The sequence below is a fragment of the uncultured Aquimarina sp. genome (genome assembly GCF_947492405.1).
Classification (GTDB): domain Bacteria; phylum Bacteroidota; class Bacteroidia; order Flavobacteriales; family Flavobacteriaceae; genus Aquimarina.
Genome location: NZ_CANLMP010000014.1, coordinates 1 through 18624 on the forward strand (window position 1 = coordinate 1; position 18624 = coordinate 18624).

General features: G+C 34.4%; 8 protein-coding genes. 7 read left to right on the top strand and 1 reads right to left on the bottom strand.

The features are described 5' to 3' along the window. Nucleotides 1-192 precede the first annotated feature (192 nt). Nucleotides 193-873 carry an NAD-dependent deacylase gene (locus tag Q0829_RS27240; protein WP_298549199.1) on the bottom strand — a complete coding sequence of 227 codons (681 nt, stop codon included), beginning with the start codon at nucleotides 871-873 and terminating at the stop codon, nucleotides 193-195. 521 nt (nucleotides 874-1394) lie between these two features. Here Q0829_RS27240 and Q0829_RS27245 point away from each other — a divergent pair. From Q0829_RS27245 to Q0829_RS27275, 7 genes are all read left to right on the top strand, one after another. Continuing rightward, complete coding sequence (locus Q0829_RS27245; RefSeq protein WP_118462483.1) at nucleotides 1395-2132, top strand: LytTR family DNA-binding domain-containing protein; 738 nt, start codon at nucleotides 1395-1397, stop codon at nucleotides 2130-2132. 735 nt (nucleotides 2133-2867) lie between these two features. Beyond that, on the top strand, nucleotides 2868-3035 hold the full coding sequence (locus Q0829_RS27250; protein ID WP_298549202.1) for a hypothetical protein: 168 nt from the start codon (nucleotides 2868-2870) through the stop codon (nucleotides 3033-3035). Between the two features lie 1266 nt (nucleotides 3036-4301). Continuing rightward, nucleotides 4302-6368, top strand: a complete 2067-nt coding sequence (locus tag Q0829_RS27255; protein ID WP_298549204.1) for a sensor histidine kinase — start codon at nucleotides 4302-4304, stop codon at nucleotides 6366-6368. A gap of 111 nt (nucleotides 6369-6479) precedes the next feature. Further along, a complete protein-coding gene (locus Q0829_RS27260; protein WP_118462487.1) occupies nucleotides 6480-7151 on the top strand; it encodes a response regulator in 672 nt (223 codons plus the stop codon). Between the two features lie 843 nt (nucleotides 7152-7994). Then, nucleotides 7995-8204 (top strand): hypothetical protein, encoded by a 210-nt coding sequence (locus Q0829_RS27265; protein ID WP_298549208.1) that lies wholly within the window; start codon nucleotides 7995-7997, stop codon nucleotides 8202-8204. Between the two features lie 158 nt (nucleotides 8205-8362). Continuing rightward, nucleotides 8363-8626, top strand: coding sequence for a hypothetical protein (locus Q0829_RS27270; RefSeq protein WP_298549210.1), 264 nt, complete (start codon nucleotides 8363-8365; stop codon nucleotides 8624-8626). A 1977-nt stretch (nucleotides 8627-10603) separates the two neighbouring features. After that, nucleotides 10604-18624 (top strand): VCBS domain-containing protein (locus tag Q0829_RS27275; protein ID WP_298549212.1); only part of this gene is annotated, 8021 nt, incomplete at its 3' end.

Consider the following 18624-nt stretch of genomic DNA (forward strand, 5'->3'; position numbering starts at 1 on the left):
CCATCAACTATCAACCATCAACTATTAACTATTAACTATTAACTATCAACTATCAACTATCAACTATCAACTATCAACTATCAACCATCAACCATCAACCATCAACCATCAACCATCAACCATCAACCATCAACCATCAACCATCAACCATCAACCATCAACCATCAACCATCAACCATCAACCATCAACCATCAACCATCAATTAATTCTTTCACTAGCTGTGGAACTCCTACTGTTGCCTTTTCTGCAATAATACTTAGATTTTCTTTAGGAGAAATGGCAGGTTTAGGATCTATAAAATATATAGGAGTGTCTTTAGAAACAAATTGAATCAGACTTGCAGCAGGATATACCTGCATAGAAGTACCGATAATTAATAAGATATCCGCTTGCTCTGTGATCTGTATTGCTTTGTCTAACATAGGTACCTCTTCTCCGAACCAAACGATATGGGGACGTAATTGAGAATTGTGTTCACAGAAATCTCCTAGATTAAGATCTGTTTTCCAATCTAATACTAGGTTTTCATCAAACTGGCTCCTTACTTTAAGTAGTTCTCCGTGTAGATGGACTACGTGACTGCTTCCGGCGCGTTCGTGCAGATCATCTACATTTTGGGTCACGATAGTAACCTGATGTGTTTTTTCTAATGCCACAAGAGCCTGATGTGCTTGGTTTGGGACTACGTCGTGCAATTGACTTCGTCTTTTATTATAAAAATCTAACACCAATGCCGGATCATTGTTCCATCCGATAGGAGAGGCGACCTCCATAATATCATGGCCTTCCCATAATCCATTCGCATCTCTAAAAGTATTAATTCCGCTTTCTGCGCTAATTCCTGCACCAGTGAGTACAACTACTTTTTTCATTATAATTTATTTTCTTTAAAACTATTTAAAATATTTTAATTGATAGTTGTGTTTCAAAATTAAAATAACAGAATGCTGCTCCTAAATAAAAAGGAAGCTATAGTATAAACAGATTTCAGCCTTTAGACTATCCTGAGCCAAGTCTAAGGATTGGAATAACAAATTAATGTTTGTCATTTCTATATGGATGAAAATCCAAAACAGATTTAAGTGTATCAGATATTTGTCGGTGTTTTATGATCAAAAAAGGCTTAGTATCCCTTTTTTTTAAATTTAATATACTAAGATGTCTCTTTTCTCGTTTAGAGAATCTTAACCCCATAAACCGATAACATGCAATTTACCTCGATCAAAGAAATACTTCAAACCCCTGTAAATAGTGCGACTCCGTATTAATATTGTGGTTTTACCGTAACACAAATACTACTAAAAAGTATAACTTGTAATCAGTAAATGTGTACAATTTTTTTAGAATACTAATAGTATTTAATAACCAACGCTAACCTTTAATTGTTTACCTCATGAAATACCCTTATATCATTATTGATAATGATCAGAATTCTGCACGCACAATTCAGATCGCATTAGAAGATCACAATGATTACATCTGTACTGGAATTGCTAAAAATGAGCAGGAAGCTTTGGACTTAATTTTAGAAAGAAAGCCGAGATTGGTTTTTCTTGAACCTGAAGTTTCAGGAGTTCAATCTTCTAAAACCCAGTATAATTTAATGTCAGAACTTACTAAGTATATGACAAATCTACCAGAGTTTGTAATTATTACAAAAACAACTGACTATGCTATAGAAGGTATACGTAACAGTGTTTTGGATTATATCCTTAAACCGTTATCCAAAAGTGACCTAACCAAAACCTTGCATAGGTTTGAGAAAGATTTTGGAGAAGTTATGGATAACACTTTGTGTTTTAAGTCTTATGGAGATTATCGTTTTGTTAATATTGACGAAGTATTGTATCTAAAAGCAGATAATAATACTACCGACTTTATGATGAGTAACGGTAATAAAGTAGAAGCTTTTAAAACACTAAAGCATTTTCAGAATTTATTACCAGATCATTTTGTACGTATCCATAATAGCTATATTATTAATACCAAGTATGTGTCTAGAATACATTTTGGTAAAGCAAAATGTGCTATTAAGAATACTAGCGATATGATCCCTTTCTCCAAATCATATAAAACAAATGTAGAAGAGATTAAAGATACGCTAGCTAAGAATAGTTTTCTGTATGTGTAGTGAGACTTTGTTTTATAAAATCGCGTAGCGATTGGATAAAACAACTAGCCGAACTACATCCCAGCGTAGGCTGGGATCTAAACAGATGTGGTTTTGTTTTATAAAATCGCGTAGCGATTGGATATAACAACTAGCCAAACTACATCCTAGCGTAGGCTGGGATCTAAACAGATGTGGTTTTGTTTTATAAAATCGCGTAGCGATTGGATATAACAACTAGCTGAACTACATCCCAGTTATACTGAGCTTCCGCCAGAGGCGGACAAGTATTAAAGTGTCTTTTGGTATTTGTTTTAAAAATCTATTAATGTAGATTACTTGCGATAAAAATGAGAAATAATAAGAAGCTGTTTGTAAATATCTAGTAAATGTGTATCAATGCAGTTTTATACTAATTTCACACAAAATCATTTGTATAATAAAACGCAAGTCGAAACCTCTTCGTAATCGCGAAGAGGTTTTTGTTTTTAATAAAGTGTTTTGTAAAACATCCTCACCCAGCCTCTCCTTCGAAGGAGAGGAGTTAAAAAGTCTCTCTTTGAAGGGAGATTTAGAGGGATGTTTTTCTTAATTCATTAAATCCAAATGTGTATACACACGGTAGTTTTTTGAATAAAGGACTAAGGCGCAGGGGGAGCTATGAGAAATTTTAGAGAGAATTTTTATTTTCAACGCGAATATCCTAGTTTAGTGAACATTATAAACATTAAAAGTAAAAAAATGAAAAAAACAAAAATGGTATTTGCATCCATGATTTTGATGATTGGATTAATGGCAACCCCTTATCAATCTTATGGGTTTGAGGGTGAGGACGAGGACATTGAGCGAAATGGTTGTCCTCAATGTGATGGGCCTTCTGTATGGGATGAAATAGTAAATTGGTGGGAAGATTTATTAGAGTAATTATAGTTTGACTAGTCTTAAGTAACCTCTCTTTGTTTAAAAGGGAGGTTTTTTAATATGTTTTGTTGTTCCAGTCCTTCGACAATACTTCGACAGACTCAGTGTGACAACTCAGGACGGACTAAAGAATCCATAAAGACAAAGGAGTGCATTGTTTTTGTAAAACATCCTCACCCAGCCTCTCCTTCGAAGGAGAGGAGTTAAAAAAGTTCTTCTTTCGAAAAGGGATTTAGGAAATACATTTGTTTTAAAACTTGATGAATACTATAAAATAGTATGTTTGAATATTCCCCGGTATAATTTATGATGATTACTTCCGTTTGATAATTAAGTGTCCTTATTATATGTATAGATTTGTGTTCTGTAATTTATTAGACGTACAAAATCAATTTTCCCCTGTTTAAAACACATATATAATGGTATGATGTGTTTTTTGAGTTTGGGGATTTTTTATATTCATTTTGAAATGAGTGAGTTACGATTTTTTGAGGGAATTTTCTGATCAAAGTTTGGGGAATATCTATAATTAGCTCTTATTCAGTAAACAAGAGGCTTGGGTCCTAAAAGTGATCGGATAGTTCTTTTTGTGGGATTTTTATTTTTTTTAAGTTTTTTTTATAGTTTATTTACCGCAAATACATTGGTAATCTAATTCCTACATTATTTTAAGTTTTTTAAAATAAGGTCATTCACTCGTATAATCTACCCATCCACTTCCTACAGATACCCATCCACTAAACCCACCTTAATATATTAGGCGCGAGGGGGCAATCTCCCTACATTTGTAGTGTACAATTAAGGTTATCAACCTATTACACATTTACTAAAAGGATATACAAAGAGAAATCGGAGTATTGCTGGCCAGCAAAATCCTTACAATTTGAAACTGAATAGACGAAAGTGTATTCTTACTAGACAAAAAAAGTCTTGAAAAAGGAAAAACAACTATTAATAAACTGATTACACCAAAATAAAATATAAATATAAAAGATAAACCGTTATGAAAGCTATAAAAACTATATTCGCAGTATTATTTGTAAGTTCAATGTTCATCGCTTGTGAAGCTGATAACATTAATGATGAAGTAGGAATTGAAGAGATTGAAACCGTAGCAGGAGAGGATGGGGAAGAAGAAGTTGAGCACGGGAGCTAAAAAAAATAAAGATACAAAATAAAAAAGAGCCTAGTTATAGGCTCTTTTTTATTTTGTATCTTTATTTAAAAGTATAACAAACTTGAATATCGAGCTTATAAAATTACTTTAGAATGACTAAATTTTCTTCGAATAGCGTTGCCATAAGTATGTCCTTTTTATTTTTCATTTTTTTAATGGGATGTAATAATATAACTATTGATGGTAATGATGAAGCAAAAGTAAAAACCAATTTAATAGAAGAGTATATAACAAAAGCAAATGATAAAACAATAGCACAGGAAGATCGAAAAATTAGTGTAAATAATGCTTATAATCTAGCCGGAGGTCTTGAAGATAGTTTTTATAAAAGGAGAAAATATGGTGAAATTTCCAAAATCTATAGAAAATTAGAAATCTATAGTAAATCAAAAAGTGTTACTGATGAAATGTTAAAAATAGCAGTTTCAATAGGGGATTCTATAGGTATGGCTAGGGCTTATGTTAATTATGGTGTTTTATACAGAAATACAGTTTTGGATAGTGCATATATAAATTTCAATAGAGCTGATAAGATATATATTGCTCTAGAAAATAGTAATTCTTCTAATGTAGCGGAACAGGCTTTTGACCATGGTTCAGTTTTAATAGATTTGGCAAAGTTAACTAGGAAGATAAAAAATTATAGTGAAAGTGAAGATCTAACAACTAGAGCGATAAGAAAGTTTGAATTATCTGGAAACTTGTCATACTTACCTTTATCCTATAGTAATTTAGGAATTGTGGCCAAGGAAATGGAACGTTATGATGATGCTGTATTTTATCATGATAAAGCTATTGAAAATGCTGAAAACACACCTAAGGATACACTTTATGCAGTAATAGGTAATAATAATATAGGTACTGTATATAAATCCGCAAAGAAATATGATAAAGCGAAAGAGTATTATAGCAGAGCTTTGTCGTATACTAATTTTTTAAAAAAAAGACCTAAAAGGCTATCTTTATTGTTAGATAATCTGGCATATGTTAATTTTTTAGCGAATAAGGAAGATGATAGTGTTTTGGATTTATTTAACCAAGCATTTACAATACGTGACAGTGTAAATGATGTTGTTGGGCTTTCTACAAATAATTTACATTTGGCAGAGTATTATCAAGCAAAGGGAAATGATAGTCTTGCTAAATTATATGCTTTTAAGGTTAAAGATGCAGCACCTATTGTTAACAATAATGTTGAGTTATTACAAACGTATCAATTGTTAACAGAAATTTCTGACAGTGAGGAAGGTTTGGAATATGCAAAGAATTATGTTAAACTTAATGATAGTTTAGTCAAGGAAGAACGAGCATATGTTAATAAGTTTGCGAGAATTCAGTTTGAAAGTGATAAAAAAACGGAAGAAATTGCAGCTATTAGTCGTGAAAACCAATTACTCATCTTTGCTATATTAGGATTATCAGTCTTATTCTTATTAGGATATGTAATCTTTAGACAGCAACAGAGTAATAAAGAATTACTATTCGAGCAAAAGCAACAACAATCTAATCAGGAGATATATCGATTACTATTAAGTCAACAGCTTAAGCTGGAAGAAGGACGTAAGATGGAACAGCATCGCATGTCCGAGGAGTTGCATGACGGGGTGCTGGGTAGACTGTTTGGAGTGCGATTAAGCCTGGATGGTATTAACCAGCGTGCTAATGATGGATTTACAGAATCCAGAAATGTATTTATTGATGAGCTTAAATCCATAGAAAAAGAAATTAGATTGATATCTCATGATCTGGGTACGGATACCTTATCGCCAGATGTTGCGTATGTAGATGTGGTAGAAAGTTTGGTAAGTGATCTGTGTACGGTACATAAAATGGAGTTCGAGTTTGCGAATGACGAAAATATCGATTGGGAGACGATTGATGATCAGAAAAAAGTAAACCTGTTCCGTATTATACAAGAGTCGTTACAGAATATATTTAAACATGCAAAGGCAAAAAGCGTAAAAATAAGCTTCGATTATGTGGATGATAAAATAAATCTTACTATTTTAGATGATGGAATAGGATTCAAAAGCAGTAAGGTAAAAAGAGGAATTGGTTTAAAAAATATTACATCGAGAGTTACCCAAATGAACGGTGTAGTAGATTTTATTAGTAATCAAGATGCAGGTACTAAAGTATCTGTAGGTATACCAATTTAATTAATGTAAAAAAGTTATCAAATCCGGTCTCCATTATAATAAAAAGGTGATAAGTATAGTTACTACTATATAGAGCCGATAGGATAACAACTGACACACAAATTTTTAAAGATGAAGAAAAAGCTAAAAGTTCTTATGATTGATGATCACCCTATGATTATCGAAGGATACAAGAACACCTTATTAGGAGAGAACCAAAAAGAATATCAGATCAAGATAGATATCGCATCCAATTGTGATGATGCGTACGACAGTATTCTAAAATCTTCTAAGACTACTCCTTATGACATGCTTTTTGTAGATATTAAATTACCACCTTCTTCTGATGGAACGATTACATCCGGAGAGGATTTAGCAAAGCATGCAAAGGAATTATTGCCCAAGGCTAAGATTATTATCCTTACAATGCATAGAGAAGATCATAGAATTCATAATATATTAAAGAATATAAATCCTTCAGGGTTTTTAATAAAAAGTGACCTTACTTCTAGTGAATTGTTACTGGCGTTTAATAATATAGTGAGTGGTACTCCTTATTATAGTGCTACAGTAAATAATCATTTTAGAAAAATGATGACCAATAATTTCTCACTAGATGAAAAAAATCTGAAGATTTTATATCACCTATCTAGAGGTGTAAAAACTAAGAATTTACCTAATTACGTGAGCTTGTCATTAAGTGCGATAGAAAAACGCAAAAATCAGATAAAAGAGATGTTTTCTATTGCAAAGGCTGATGACCAAAAATTATTAGAAGAAGCTCGTAAAAGAGGGTTTGTATAGGAGAAGGATACTCACTCTATATAAAATATAGAATAGAAAGAAAGAGATAGTGTATATATATACTATCTCTTTTTTTTGATAATTATAAATAGTAGATCAGGTTAGTTGTAAGATGTAAACAAGAAAAATCACCAATTCGAGTGTTTTTTTGTAGTTAAATGGAGAAAAAACGTTCTGCCTGAAGTGTCGAAAAAGGAGTTTTAAAGTAAAATTTACCCTGATTTTTGGATTGTATGTTGTTTAAAATAGGGGAAATGCATAAACGATAAACCTATTAATTTTACGGTTAAAATACACTTATTGTTATGGTTTTGTAGGATTAAATTTACTTTTTAAACAACATCCGGGATTGTTAAAATTTCGTATTTTAATCTGATAAACACTTAAAAAGGTGAATTTTCCCCAAAATACACATGCGTTATTCGTATTTATTTCGGGGAATTTTACGTTTAATTATTCAATTTTCATTAAAACCGTTTTTTTGTTGATTTTTCAATAGTATTTTTTATTGTTTATTGATTTTATAATATAAATACGGTAAAACAGTAGTTATATTGCGTTTTAAATATACTTAATCTAGGTAGTTTTATATGTAATTTTATAATGTTAAAAAACTTAATATTTGTAGTAACTTGTTAAAAAAGAGTAGCCTATAAAGAAAATTACTTTTAATACATTGTGTGTCATCTCAAATCGATATAATGTAATTATTATTTTCTTACCTAATATTTTAGCTTCCTTTTCTAGAGTGAGTACAAGCATACAAATTGAGTAAAAATATAATATACAATGCCCAGTTGATGTGTTAAACGTTATACTAATCTTTTAAAAAAAAACCTGCTTATGATTGTTTCTACTTTTTCTTTTTTATTAAAATTTATTCAACGATTATTTTTAGTTCCATTTGTTCTGGTGCTGATTGTATATCCATCTTTTTTGAAACCAGAACCGATTATTCACGAAAAATATCAGAATGTACATGTGGTAGTGGATTATGATCGTCATACCATGTTAGAGTCAATATATAGTAGCAATATGTTTTTTCATAACTAATTACATACAAACGCCATATTTTCATGAAGTGTGATCATTGGGCGTGCTGTTAATTTCTACTACAAAAGCTTAAAAAACAACCCTGTCATTGTACAACTTTGGCGAGCTAACAACAACAGGGAGTGGATAACGATTAATTTAAGAATAAATCAACCATTATGAATCTACTTGATATTATAACAAAATATATACCAAAAGTAATACCGATTACAAAATTGTCCAGATATTTATTTACCGTGCAACTTCTGAGACAAAGTGACCTTAAAAATACAATTCGTAACCATACTATAATAGGGGTGTTTACCCTTTTATTAGGTTGTTATTTGTATATAGCTTTTGCGATGATACAAGTTACGGCAGATACTACTATAGCTGATCATGTATATAATGAATCTAATGATGTTCACAACTATTACGAATAATATGTGCAATAATTTAAAAAATCAGTTCGGATGATTATTCGGTAGTAAAACTATTAATGAAATTGCAAGTTTGGGGTAATTTGCAACAATGTGTTTACTGGAGTTTCAAATGAGTAAGGAGAAATTCTTACTCATTTGCTTTTTTAGAAGTTTTAATAACTTTTTTCATTAAGTATAGATTATATAATATAGATAACCAGGTATTCGAATTTATCATTAAGTGCGATAGAAAAACATAAAAATCAAATAAAAGAGATGTTTTCTATTGCAAAAACGAATGACCAAAAATTATTAGAAGAAGCGCGTAAAAGAGGTTTTGTATAGGAGATAACATAATTCAGAAGAATACTACAGAAAGGACATCAAATTGATGTCCTTTTTTGGTTTAAGATGTTGAATTATATATTTAAAAACTAGTGATTTATATGGTTATTGATTCGTAAGTTAGGTTTTTATGAATACGACTAAAGAGTTGTTTTTATAGGTGAAATACACATTTTTTTTTACTGTTTAAGCGTAGTTTGCTGTTCTAAAATTTGATTTTTAATAAAATGAATTATGTTAATTTTTTGATTTTTAAACGTAAAAACGCAAATTTAAGGTGTTATTTCCCCGAATTTCAATTGTGTTTTTCGTAAAAAAACAGGGAATTTTACGCATTTTTTTGTGGAACATTTGTTAAATTCCGAATAATCCTGAGTATATTTTATTTTTTGAAGTTAAATAAGCTTCAATTTTACGATTACGGTTTTAGCGTAATTATTTTGAGTTTATAGTTTACTGCAAATCAATGTTTTATATATAAATTTATATTGTTAAAAAAAACTAAACGTAAATAGTATACTTAAAATAACAAGCCTATAGAAAAAGATTACAATAGACATTAATTTTCTTACCCCATAAGCAAGTCTGCGTAATTTTTATTAAGATCGTCAAATCTCTCTATTCGCTAAGAAGTTATTTTATATCCAAACAGTTATAATATGTAATGAATCATGTGCCCCATGATCATGTATAATGAACTTAAATGCCTAATGCGTTTGCTTATGAGAGATATTAAATTTTCTGTATTAAGACAATTAGTGGTAAGATACTTCTTAATACCCGCCTGTTACGTTTTTGTGATTTTGATAATGTGCCGAAAAGTTACGAGGTCATCCAGTATGACTTTTGTAAATGACAAGATATTATTATGTGTAAATAACGATTACCAATATTATAAACCGAAACAATCAATTTCTAATAAAACAAATTTTATAAAAATAGAAAAAATGAGATATATGACTGTTTAAAAAAATAAACCCCGCAATTGTACAACTTTGGCGAGCTAACAAAAGCAGGGTCTGGATAACGATTAATTTATAACTAAATCAACCATTATGATATATTCTTTTTCTGTAATTAAAGATAATATACAGGTTCTAACGAATTTCTTTTCCTTTAAGTATATTAAAGATACAGATTCTAGTTTCAAATATAACAATAAACTATCAAAACAATATGGGAATACCACGTGTATTTTCCTTATTAATTTATTGTTAGAAACTAGCTCGAATACTTCCTTATTCTTCTATAATCCTTACAACATCCAGAATTTTATTAAGCATGCTGATACCAGTAATGTGTATCCAATTATACATATAAAAAATCTTCAATACACACTGAAAGAAGCCTAAAGAAATAATACCCAAAAATGCTATGAAAAAGAAAAATCAATTATTTAAAACAAATGCCACTGCTGTAATTACAATACAGCAAGTGGTTACTGTATTTGTTTTTTCAGCCTTGAGTACGCTCATATATTTCATTGCTAAAAAGAAGTCTCTCTTGATTTTAAGCTGTTGTATTACTGGGATATTAGATAAAGAGATAAAATCAAATCTTTTATAAAAGATGAACAAAAGAAATAACACACCCATACCGTTGCTTATGAATATTTTTACTCGATTTTCAAATAGTAGGATAAGTCCAAATATAATGATAACTTATAGTACCACACTCCTTTGGTGTTTTGCTGTGCTTTTTGGAAGTTTTACTGCAGTTTATGGTCAAAGTACTGGTCATTCATTAGAATTAGGAACTATAGTGCCTAATTTTTTTGATCATAACCTAGAACAAGGCTTGATTAAGACCAAGAAAAGTACTTTGCTAAATAGCCAATCTAATATTAATTGGCTTTCAAAAAACTCAAAATCATTTGGTGCCAAAACAGTTTCCAGTATTGATCTTAATGGAGTATTACCAGGAACGGATTATTCATTTTCTGTAAATGCAGGATTTGTAGGTGCACTTGCCACATTTGACAATGTAATTAGTTCAACTAGCGGTGATGTAACCAGTGCTACTATCACTTTTTCTACAAGCGCGACAGGGACTCCCGTTGGAGTACAGGATGCAAATGAATTCTTGATATTACTTACCCCTGCTGGAGGGATTGATGCCTTTTCTCAAATCAATGACCCAACTCCGGCAACAGTGATTACTAGAACATATGGGTCTAATATTTTAGTACTAAACAAAACCGGTGCAGGAACTTTTCAAATTACAGATCAATTAGGTAATCCAATCCTTAATGCAAACTTACAATCATTTTTATTCGAAATTTTTTATTTGCATAATAGCACTGCTGGTGGAGGTACAGAAGGAGATAGGTTTGCAATTATTTCTGTAACAGATCCAAACAATACACTTTCTGCCACAACGACGATAACATTTAATTATTTTCCTGCAGCAGTAGACGATACAAATTCTATTTTAGCAAATGCTGTTACACCAGCCTCTGGTGACTTGGTGGCGAATGATACAGATCTAACCGCAGGAGATGTATTAACCATTTCTGAAGTAAATGGTATTCCCGGAGCAGTAGGAAACTCATTTGCTTCTACCTATGGTTCTATTACGGTGTTAGCTGATGGGACTTATGATTATTTTGTAGATACAGGTAATATTGCCGTTAGCGGTTTGCGGAGTGGTGCCTCATTAGTAGATATCATATCATATGCAGTGCAAGATCTTAATGGAAATATAGATTTTGGGTATGTAACTATAACCATAAATGGAGTTGATGAATTACCAGTAGCAACAAACAATGCGAACGCTGTTACTGTCGATACTGCTCCTGTAGCTATGGGGAATATTATTTTTGATGATGATGGATTTGGAGTTGATACAGGAGATAGACCATTAGCGCAGTTTATATGGGAGAATCAGTTTAGTGCGCCTGGGGGTGTATTTGTGGGTTTTTCTGCCCCTATAGATGGAGAAACCAGGATAGAGCCAACAACAGGAGTGACATTATCATTTACCAGTACAGATCCTGATGCAATCGGAGTTGCCAATCAGAACCAGGTAGTAGCTCAGACGGGCACAAACGGAGGTCACTTTGGATATTTGCTATTTACTATTGATGCAAATACCAATCCATCACAATCTACGTCTTTAATTATAGATTTCGATACACCAGTAGTAAACTTATCAACTACATTATCAGATATTGACTGGTCACAAAATGATTCCTGGCAGGATCAAATGACAGTAACAGGAAGTTTAGGAGGAACTGATGTGACTTATATTCCTCAGGTTTCAGGGTCCGTAGTGCAATTAGGCGCAGATACATTTTATGGTACTGGATCGGTACCAGCTACTGATGCGCACGGTAATGTAGGTATCTATTTTGATACTCCAGTGGATCAAGTTATCTTTAGTTATAATTATGGACCAGATGCAACAGCAGCGGATAATGGTGGACAAATAGCAGGTGTTTTCGATCTAAATTGGCAAGGAACAGGAGTTCCTCGTATTAGTGCAGTGGATGGAAATATTGCCGATGTAGGTGTTCAGATACCTACCATGTATGGCTTTATCACCATTAATGGAGATGGTACCTATACCTATACTGTAGATGCATCGAATCCTGCGGTTGCATCCTTACCTGTTGGTAGCACGCTCACCGATACCATACCATATACCTTAATAGATACAGTAGACAATTCAGGGAATGTAGACAGTGCCAATTTGACAATTACTATTAATGGATCAGCTATAGATAGTGATGGAGATGGTGATGTAGATGCAGCAGATTTAGATGATGATAATGATGGTATTTTAGATCATATAGAATGTGGAGATCCTAATATAAGTGGAGCATTACCCATAGATGTTTCTCGAGTAGCTATATTGAGCGGTAGCGCATCTTTTGATTCTACCAGTCCCGATACTATAGAATTAACACCAGATGTAGGTAGTCAGGCAGGAACAGCAATGTCTACGTATCAGATTGATATGCGTGATAATTTTACATTGCGATATGAATTGAATTTTGGTAGTAATAATGATAATAATCTTGCCGATGGAAATGCCGTAGGAGCAAGTGTAGGTGGAGCAGATGGGATTGCTTTCGTATTACATAATGACCCTAATGGAAGTGCAACCGTGGGTGAGGCAGGTGCTGGTATTGGTGCTTCCAATATTCAGAATGGTATAGCGATTGAGTTTGATACTTTCGATAACACATTTTTTGGAGGAGTAGAAGGCCCAAGTCTTGCTGATTTTTTACCACCATTTGCAGGAGTGTTTTCGCGTAAGGTGGATCATACTGCTATCTGGGATACGGATGCAGGTACAAATCCTTTTGGGGGAAATCCAGGAGATCCTTTTAATCACATCGGAGATACACCGGTTACTGCCATTGGTACAGGAGGAGAGATTGAAGATGGAGCATTTCATACCGTGATAATTAATTGGGATGCTACGGCGCAAGTATTATCATGGACATTTGATGGTGTAGCGGTGGGAACTTTTACCGATAATATTATAGTAAACCGCTTAGGAGGATCAAACTTTGCATATTTTGGAGTATCGGCTTCTACAGGAACATTAAGAAATAGACATCAGGTAACGTTAAATAGTTTTACAGGTACGCTGGTTTTTTGTGATACGGATTTGGATACAATTCCTGATTATTTGGATCTCGATTCAGACAATGATGGGTGTCCGGATTATGTAGAAGGAGATGGAACATTTACAGTTGCAGCTAATGGTCAACCAGCTGGAGGCGTATTGTCTGACGGTAATGGAAGTATCGTAACTACTAATTTGGGAAATTCTGTGGGTAATGGCCCAGCCACAACTCAAGGTGTACCTACCATTGCAGGTACTGGACAAGGTTTTGGAAGTGCTCAAAATGGGACTATTGAAAATTGTACAGATACTGATGGAGACGGGGTGCCAGATATTTCTGATCTAGACGATGATAACGATGGGATTTTAGATACAATAGAATGTCCTTTTCTAAATTTATTACCCGTTGTTGTTGATGGTACTTTTGAAAGTGCTCCAGGAGATACAGAAACCTATAACTCAAACGTTGCGCTTACCGGATGGAGTCAACTTGAAACAGGAGATACTTGGGCAGCACCCGTACCAGTTAGTGGAGCATTGACCATATGTGATGGTACTCCAGAATCTCCAGATGGAGGAAACTTCGCTGGGTTAAGAGATGGTTTTGGAGCTGGTATCAATTCTCCAGGCGGAGGGGAAGCGATATATACTACAATAACTGGGCTGAGTACCACAGAATCTTATACTATTAATTTTAGCCAGGTATTTGCAGGAACAACAGCTACTACGGCACCAGCACCTATTGTTGGATCTACTACAGGTCAATTTAAAGTCGAAGTAGGTAGTGTCGGAACAGGAGCTACGGGAACTGCAGATGATATCTTTTTCTCAGATGCTATGACTTTTGAAGGATTTGGAAGTCAAACTTGGCAAAACCAAAGTATAACATTTACACCGTTAGCTACTTCGGTGTGGGTTCGTATTAGACCTCAATCAATGACACCACAGGCAGAATACTTGGGTATTGATGGTGTTGTTATAAATCAAGTGATTACAGATTTAAGTACCATATGTGATACGGATGGAGATGGTATAGCGGATTCTCTTGATTTGGATAGTGATAATGACGGTATTTATGATGTATTAGAATCTGGTGGGATTCCTAATGCATCCATAGGGCAAGAAGGACGTCATGCAGATAACGATAATAATGTAGATAATACTGCTACTAATGGAGTACCATCATTTGCTAATGGAGGAGCAGGAAATACACCTACCAATACAGTAGGAACCAGTCCAGCTGACTTTATTAACACAGATAGTGATGGTGATAACTGTAGTGATGCTAATGAAGCATATAACGATTCCAATTCGGATGGTGGCGATGGCGGTATTTATAATCCTGGTAATACAGCTACTGAACCACTGAATGAAGGAGATGGTACAGTAGATAGTAATGGATTGGTCACAGCAGCAGCTTATAATACAGGTAATGTAGCAGCAGTAGTAGATGCAGGAGATGACAGTGCGTGTAATCCGGCCATTGACACGGATGAAGATGGAGTAGACGATGTTTCAGATCTTGATGATGATAATGATGGTATTTTAGATACGGTAGAATGTGCAACTTATGGACCAAATCTCGTAGTTAACGAAAGCCTGGAGAATGTAATTGGTTGGAATCCTCCGGTATCAACTTCAACATTCATATTTAATGAAATGGACTACGGTGGTGCCTTAGGAAATTTTATTTCAGGAGTTGATGGTTGGGACGTTGGGGTAAATACACCAGAAATAAGAGGAGGTACGGATAGAGTGGTAACAAATCCAAAAGATGGAGATTATTTTGGGGCAGTTCTTAATACAGAAGAAATAGGATTTACTATTGCAGTAAGTCCATCAACCGTATATCAAGTAGATTTTTATTACGCTGATTGTGCCACCAATAGAACAAATATAGATACAGGGGTAGCAGAATTTGCATTACCTGGAACTGATGGTGTGGTCGTAAATTATAGCAATGCTGGTGCAACAACTTCTATTACCTTAGTCGCAGGTAATCAAGCTGTAGCTGGAGGAGTTTCTCCAGGATCTTGGGTACAAGGTAGCTTTATATTTACTTCAAATGCAGCTGGTACAGATGAACAAATTACATTTTCATCTGCCACAACAGCAGGATTTGTGTGTATCGACCTTGTAACAGTAAGAGAAGTAATAATCGGAGGAGCATGTCCGGATACTGATGGAGATGGAATTACAAATGATTTGGATCTGGATTCTGATAACGATGGTATTTATGATGTCATAGAAGCAGGAGGAACAGCAAGTACAACACCTGGGCAAGAAGGACGTCAAGACGATGATGATGATAATGCAGATAATACATTAACAAATGGAGTACCTAGCTCGGTTGCACCGACAGGTACAACACCTTTGCAAACCACATCGGGTACACCAGATTATTTAAATTTAGATAGTGATGGAGATGGATGTAGTGACGCGAATGAAGCGTATGTAGATCCAGGTGCTGATGGTGGTGATGGTGGTATATACAATCCAGGAAATACAGCAACAGAGCCATTAAATGAAGGAGATAATACTATAGATGCTAATGGAGTAGTGATTGCAGCTGCATATAATACAGGCGTAGTAGCAGGAGTAACCAACGATGCTATCATTTCTGGATGTGATGATGGGGATGGTGTGCTGGCTTCAATTGAAGATGCAGGGCCAAACGGAGGAGATGGAAACGGAGATGGAATTCCTGATTCTCAGCAACCTAATGTGGCATCTTTACCGGATGCAACAGGTTCAGGAGAATACATAACATTACAGGTTTCAGGTCCATGTAGTCAGATTTTTAGTGTATCTGCATTATTAGAATCTGACTTAGCATTTCAGGAAGTGTATGAATATCCAGTAGGATTAATTGATTTTGAATTAAGTTGTGGAGCACCTGGTCAATCTGCTATTATTACATATTTCTTTCATGGATTAACAGATTATAATGGTCTGTCTTATCGAAAATTTGGTAGAGAAATACCTGGGACAGGGACAGCAATTTATCAATCGTACGTAGCTTCTAATTCAACTCAATTGATAGGCGCAGAAAATGTAGTATCCTTAAATTATATACTTACTGATGGAGTTTTTGGAGATGATAATATTGTAGATAGTGCTATTATAGATCCTTCAGGCCCAGCGTCGTTACCATCTGGAGATGAAGATGGTGATAATGTTCCTGATAATGTAGATTTAGATGATGATAATGATGGGATTTTAGATACGGCAGAAGCAGATTGCCCATCAACGAATAGGATAATCAATGAACCTGGATATGCCGAAAATGTAGATTTTTCAGGGAATCCTTCAATAGATGATTTAGCACCTTATAAAACTGCAGACTTTGATTTTACGTATGCGCTAACAGGAACTTCTACTTGGACGAACGGAGTACGCTTACGTAGTAATCAAGATGGAGTGGCCGAAAGTCATTTATATTTTCAACCTAGAAATACGGATTTTGGTAATAACTCTACAGCAGTATATACCCTTACTTTTAATGAATTAGTATCTAATCTTACCTTTAAATTTGGTGGGATGGATAATTTTGATATTGCGCGTTTTGAAGCATTTAGGAATGGTGTCCCGGTTACAGTTAATGCTTCTAATTTTTCAGCTTTTAGTAACGCCAATGTCTCTTTAGTATCCGCAACAGAAGTTATTGGTGTAGGACCAGGAAATGGAGACTTTACAGTAAATGAAGTATTATTTACTATCGGAGAACCAGTTGATCAAATTGTCATTACGACAGGAAAGAACAATGGTAATAGTGGAACAGTTACTTTAGGGATTTACGAATTAAACTATTGCCTAGCAGATTTTGACGGCGATGGTGTTCCAGATCAATTTGATTTAGACAGCGATAATGATGGAATTTATGACGTAGTAGAAACAGGAGGGACAGATAATAACGATGATGGGAAAGCTGATGATTTAGATGGAGATGGTACCAATAATAACGGAATACCAGATTCTGCGGGAACCGGAGTAGTCTTGCCAACAGACACCGACACGGATGGAACTCCTGATTTTTATAGTTATGATAGTGATGGTGATGGATGTAGTGATGCGAATGAGGCATATGCCGATCCTAATGCTGATGGAGGAGATGATGGAGTATTTGGTCTGGGAGCTCCTGCTACAAATCCTGATGGAACGGTGGATGATGTAGCTGCAACTTATGATGATCCAGTTGACGGAGACAGCACAGGAGGATTAGATTATCAACAGATCGGAGGCCCTGATGGTGATGGAGATGGTACTCCAGATGCTTGTGATGCAACATTTGATGATGCCGATGCTGATGGTATCGGAGACTTTGTAGATGAGGATGATGATAACGATGGTATTACTGATATTGAAGAAGGATTCTGTTCTTTGAATACAAATATTAGATTAGATGGATCTATAGGAACAAACAGTGTACCTACTGGATGGCAACAATATGTAGATCCTGATTTTGCGCCTGGTACAGGTACCGCAGATGTTAATAATATAAATGTTCCTGTTTTTGGAGGAAACCCTAATGGTTCAATAGCTTCAGGAGTTACCATAACTAATTCTAATAATGGAGGTACTTGGGCTAGTTTACATGATTTTAATCTTGGAGCTAATGCAGGAGCAAGTGAAGGAATACAAATTGTAGTTAGTTTAGATGCAGGTACAACATATCAAATTAATTGGGAACAAAGTAATTTTGGTGGAGTCTTCGGTGCTGTTAATCTTATTAACGATGGAATGATTGAGCTTTTGGTAATTGCTGGAGATGGCTCTGTTTCTCCTGGAAATTCAGATGTTGTTACCAATGGAGGAAGTATGCCACTAAATACTACTTGGAATAATGCCTCAGGATTTTATACGGCTGGTGTTACAGGAGATCACGTGATAGCATTTAGAACAGTTACTACTGCAGGAACTGATTTTGGTGCATATTTAAGTTTGGATGGAATTTCAATAAATTGTATAAATGACAATGACGGAGACGGAGTTCCAAACCACTTAGACTTAGACAGTGATAATGATGGATTATATGATATTGTAGAGACAGGCAATGGCGGATTAGATACGGATGGCGATGGTCAGGCCAATGGTAGTGT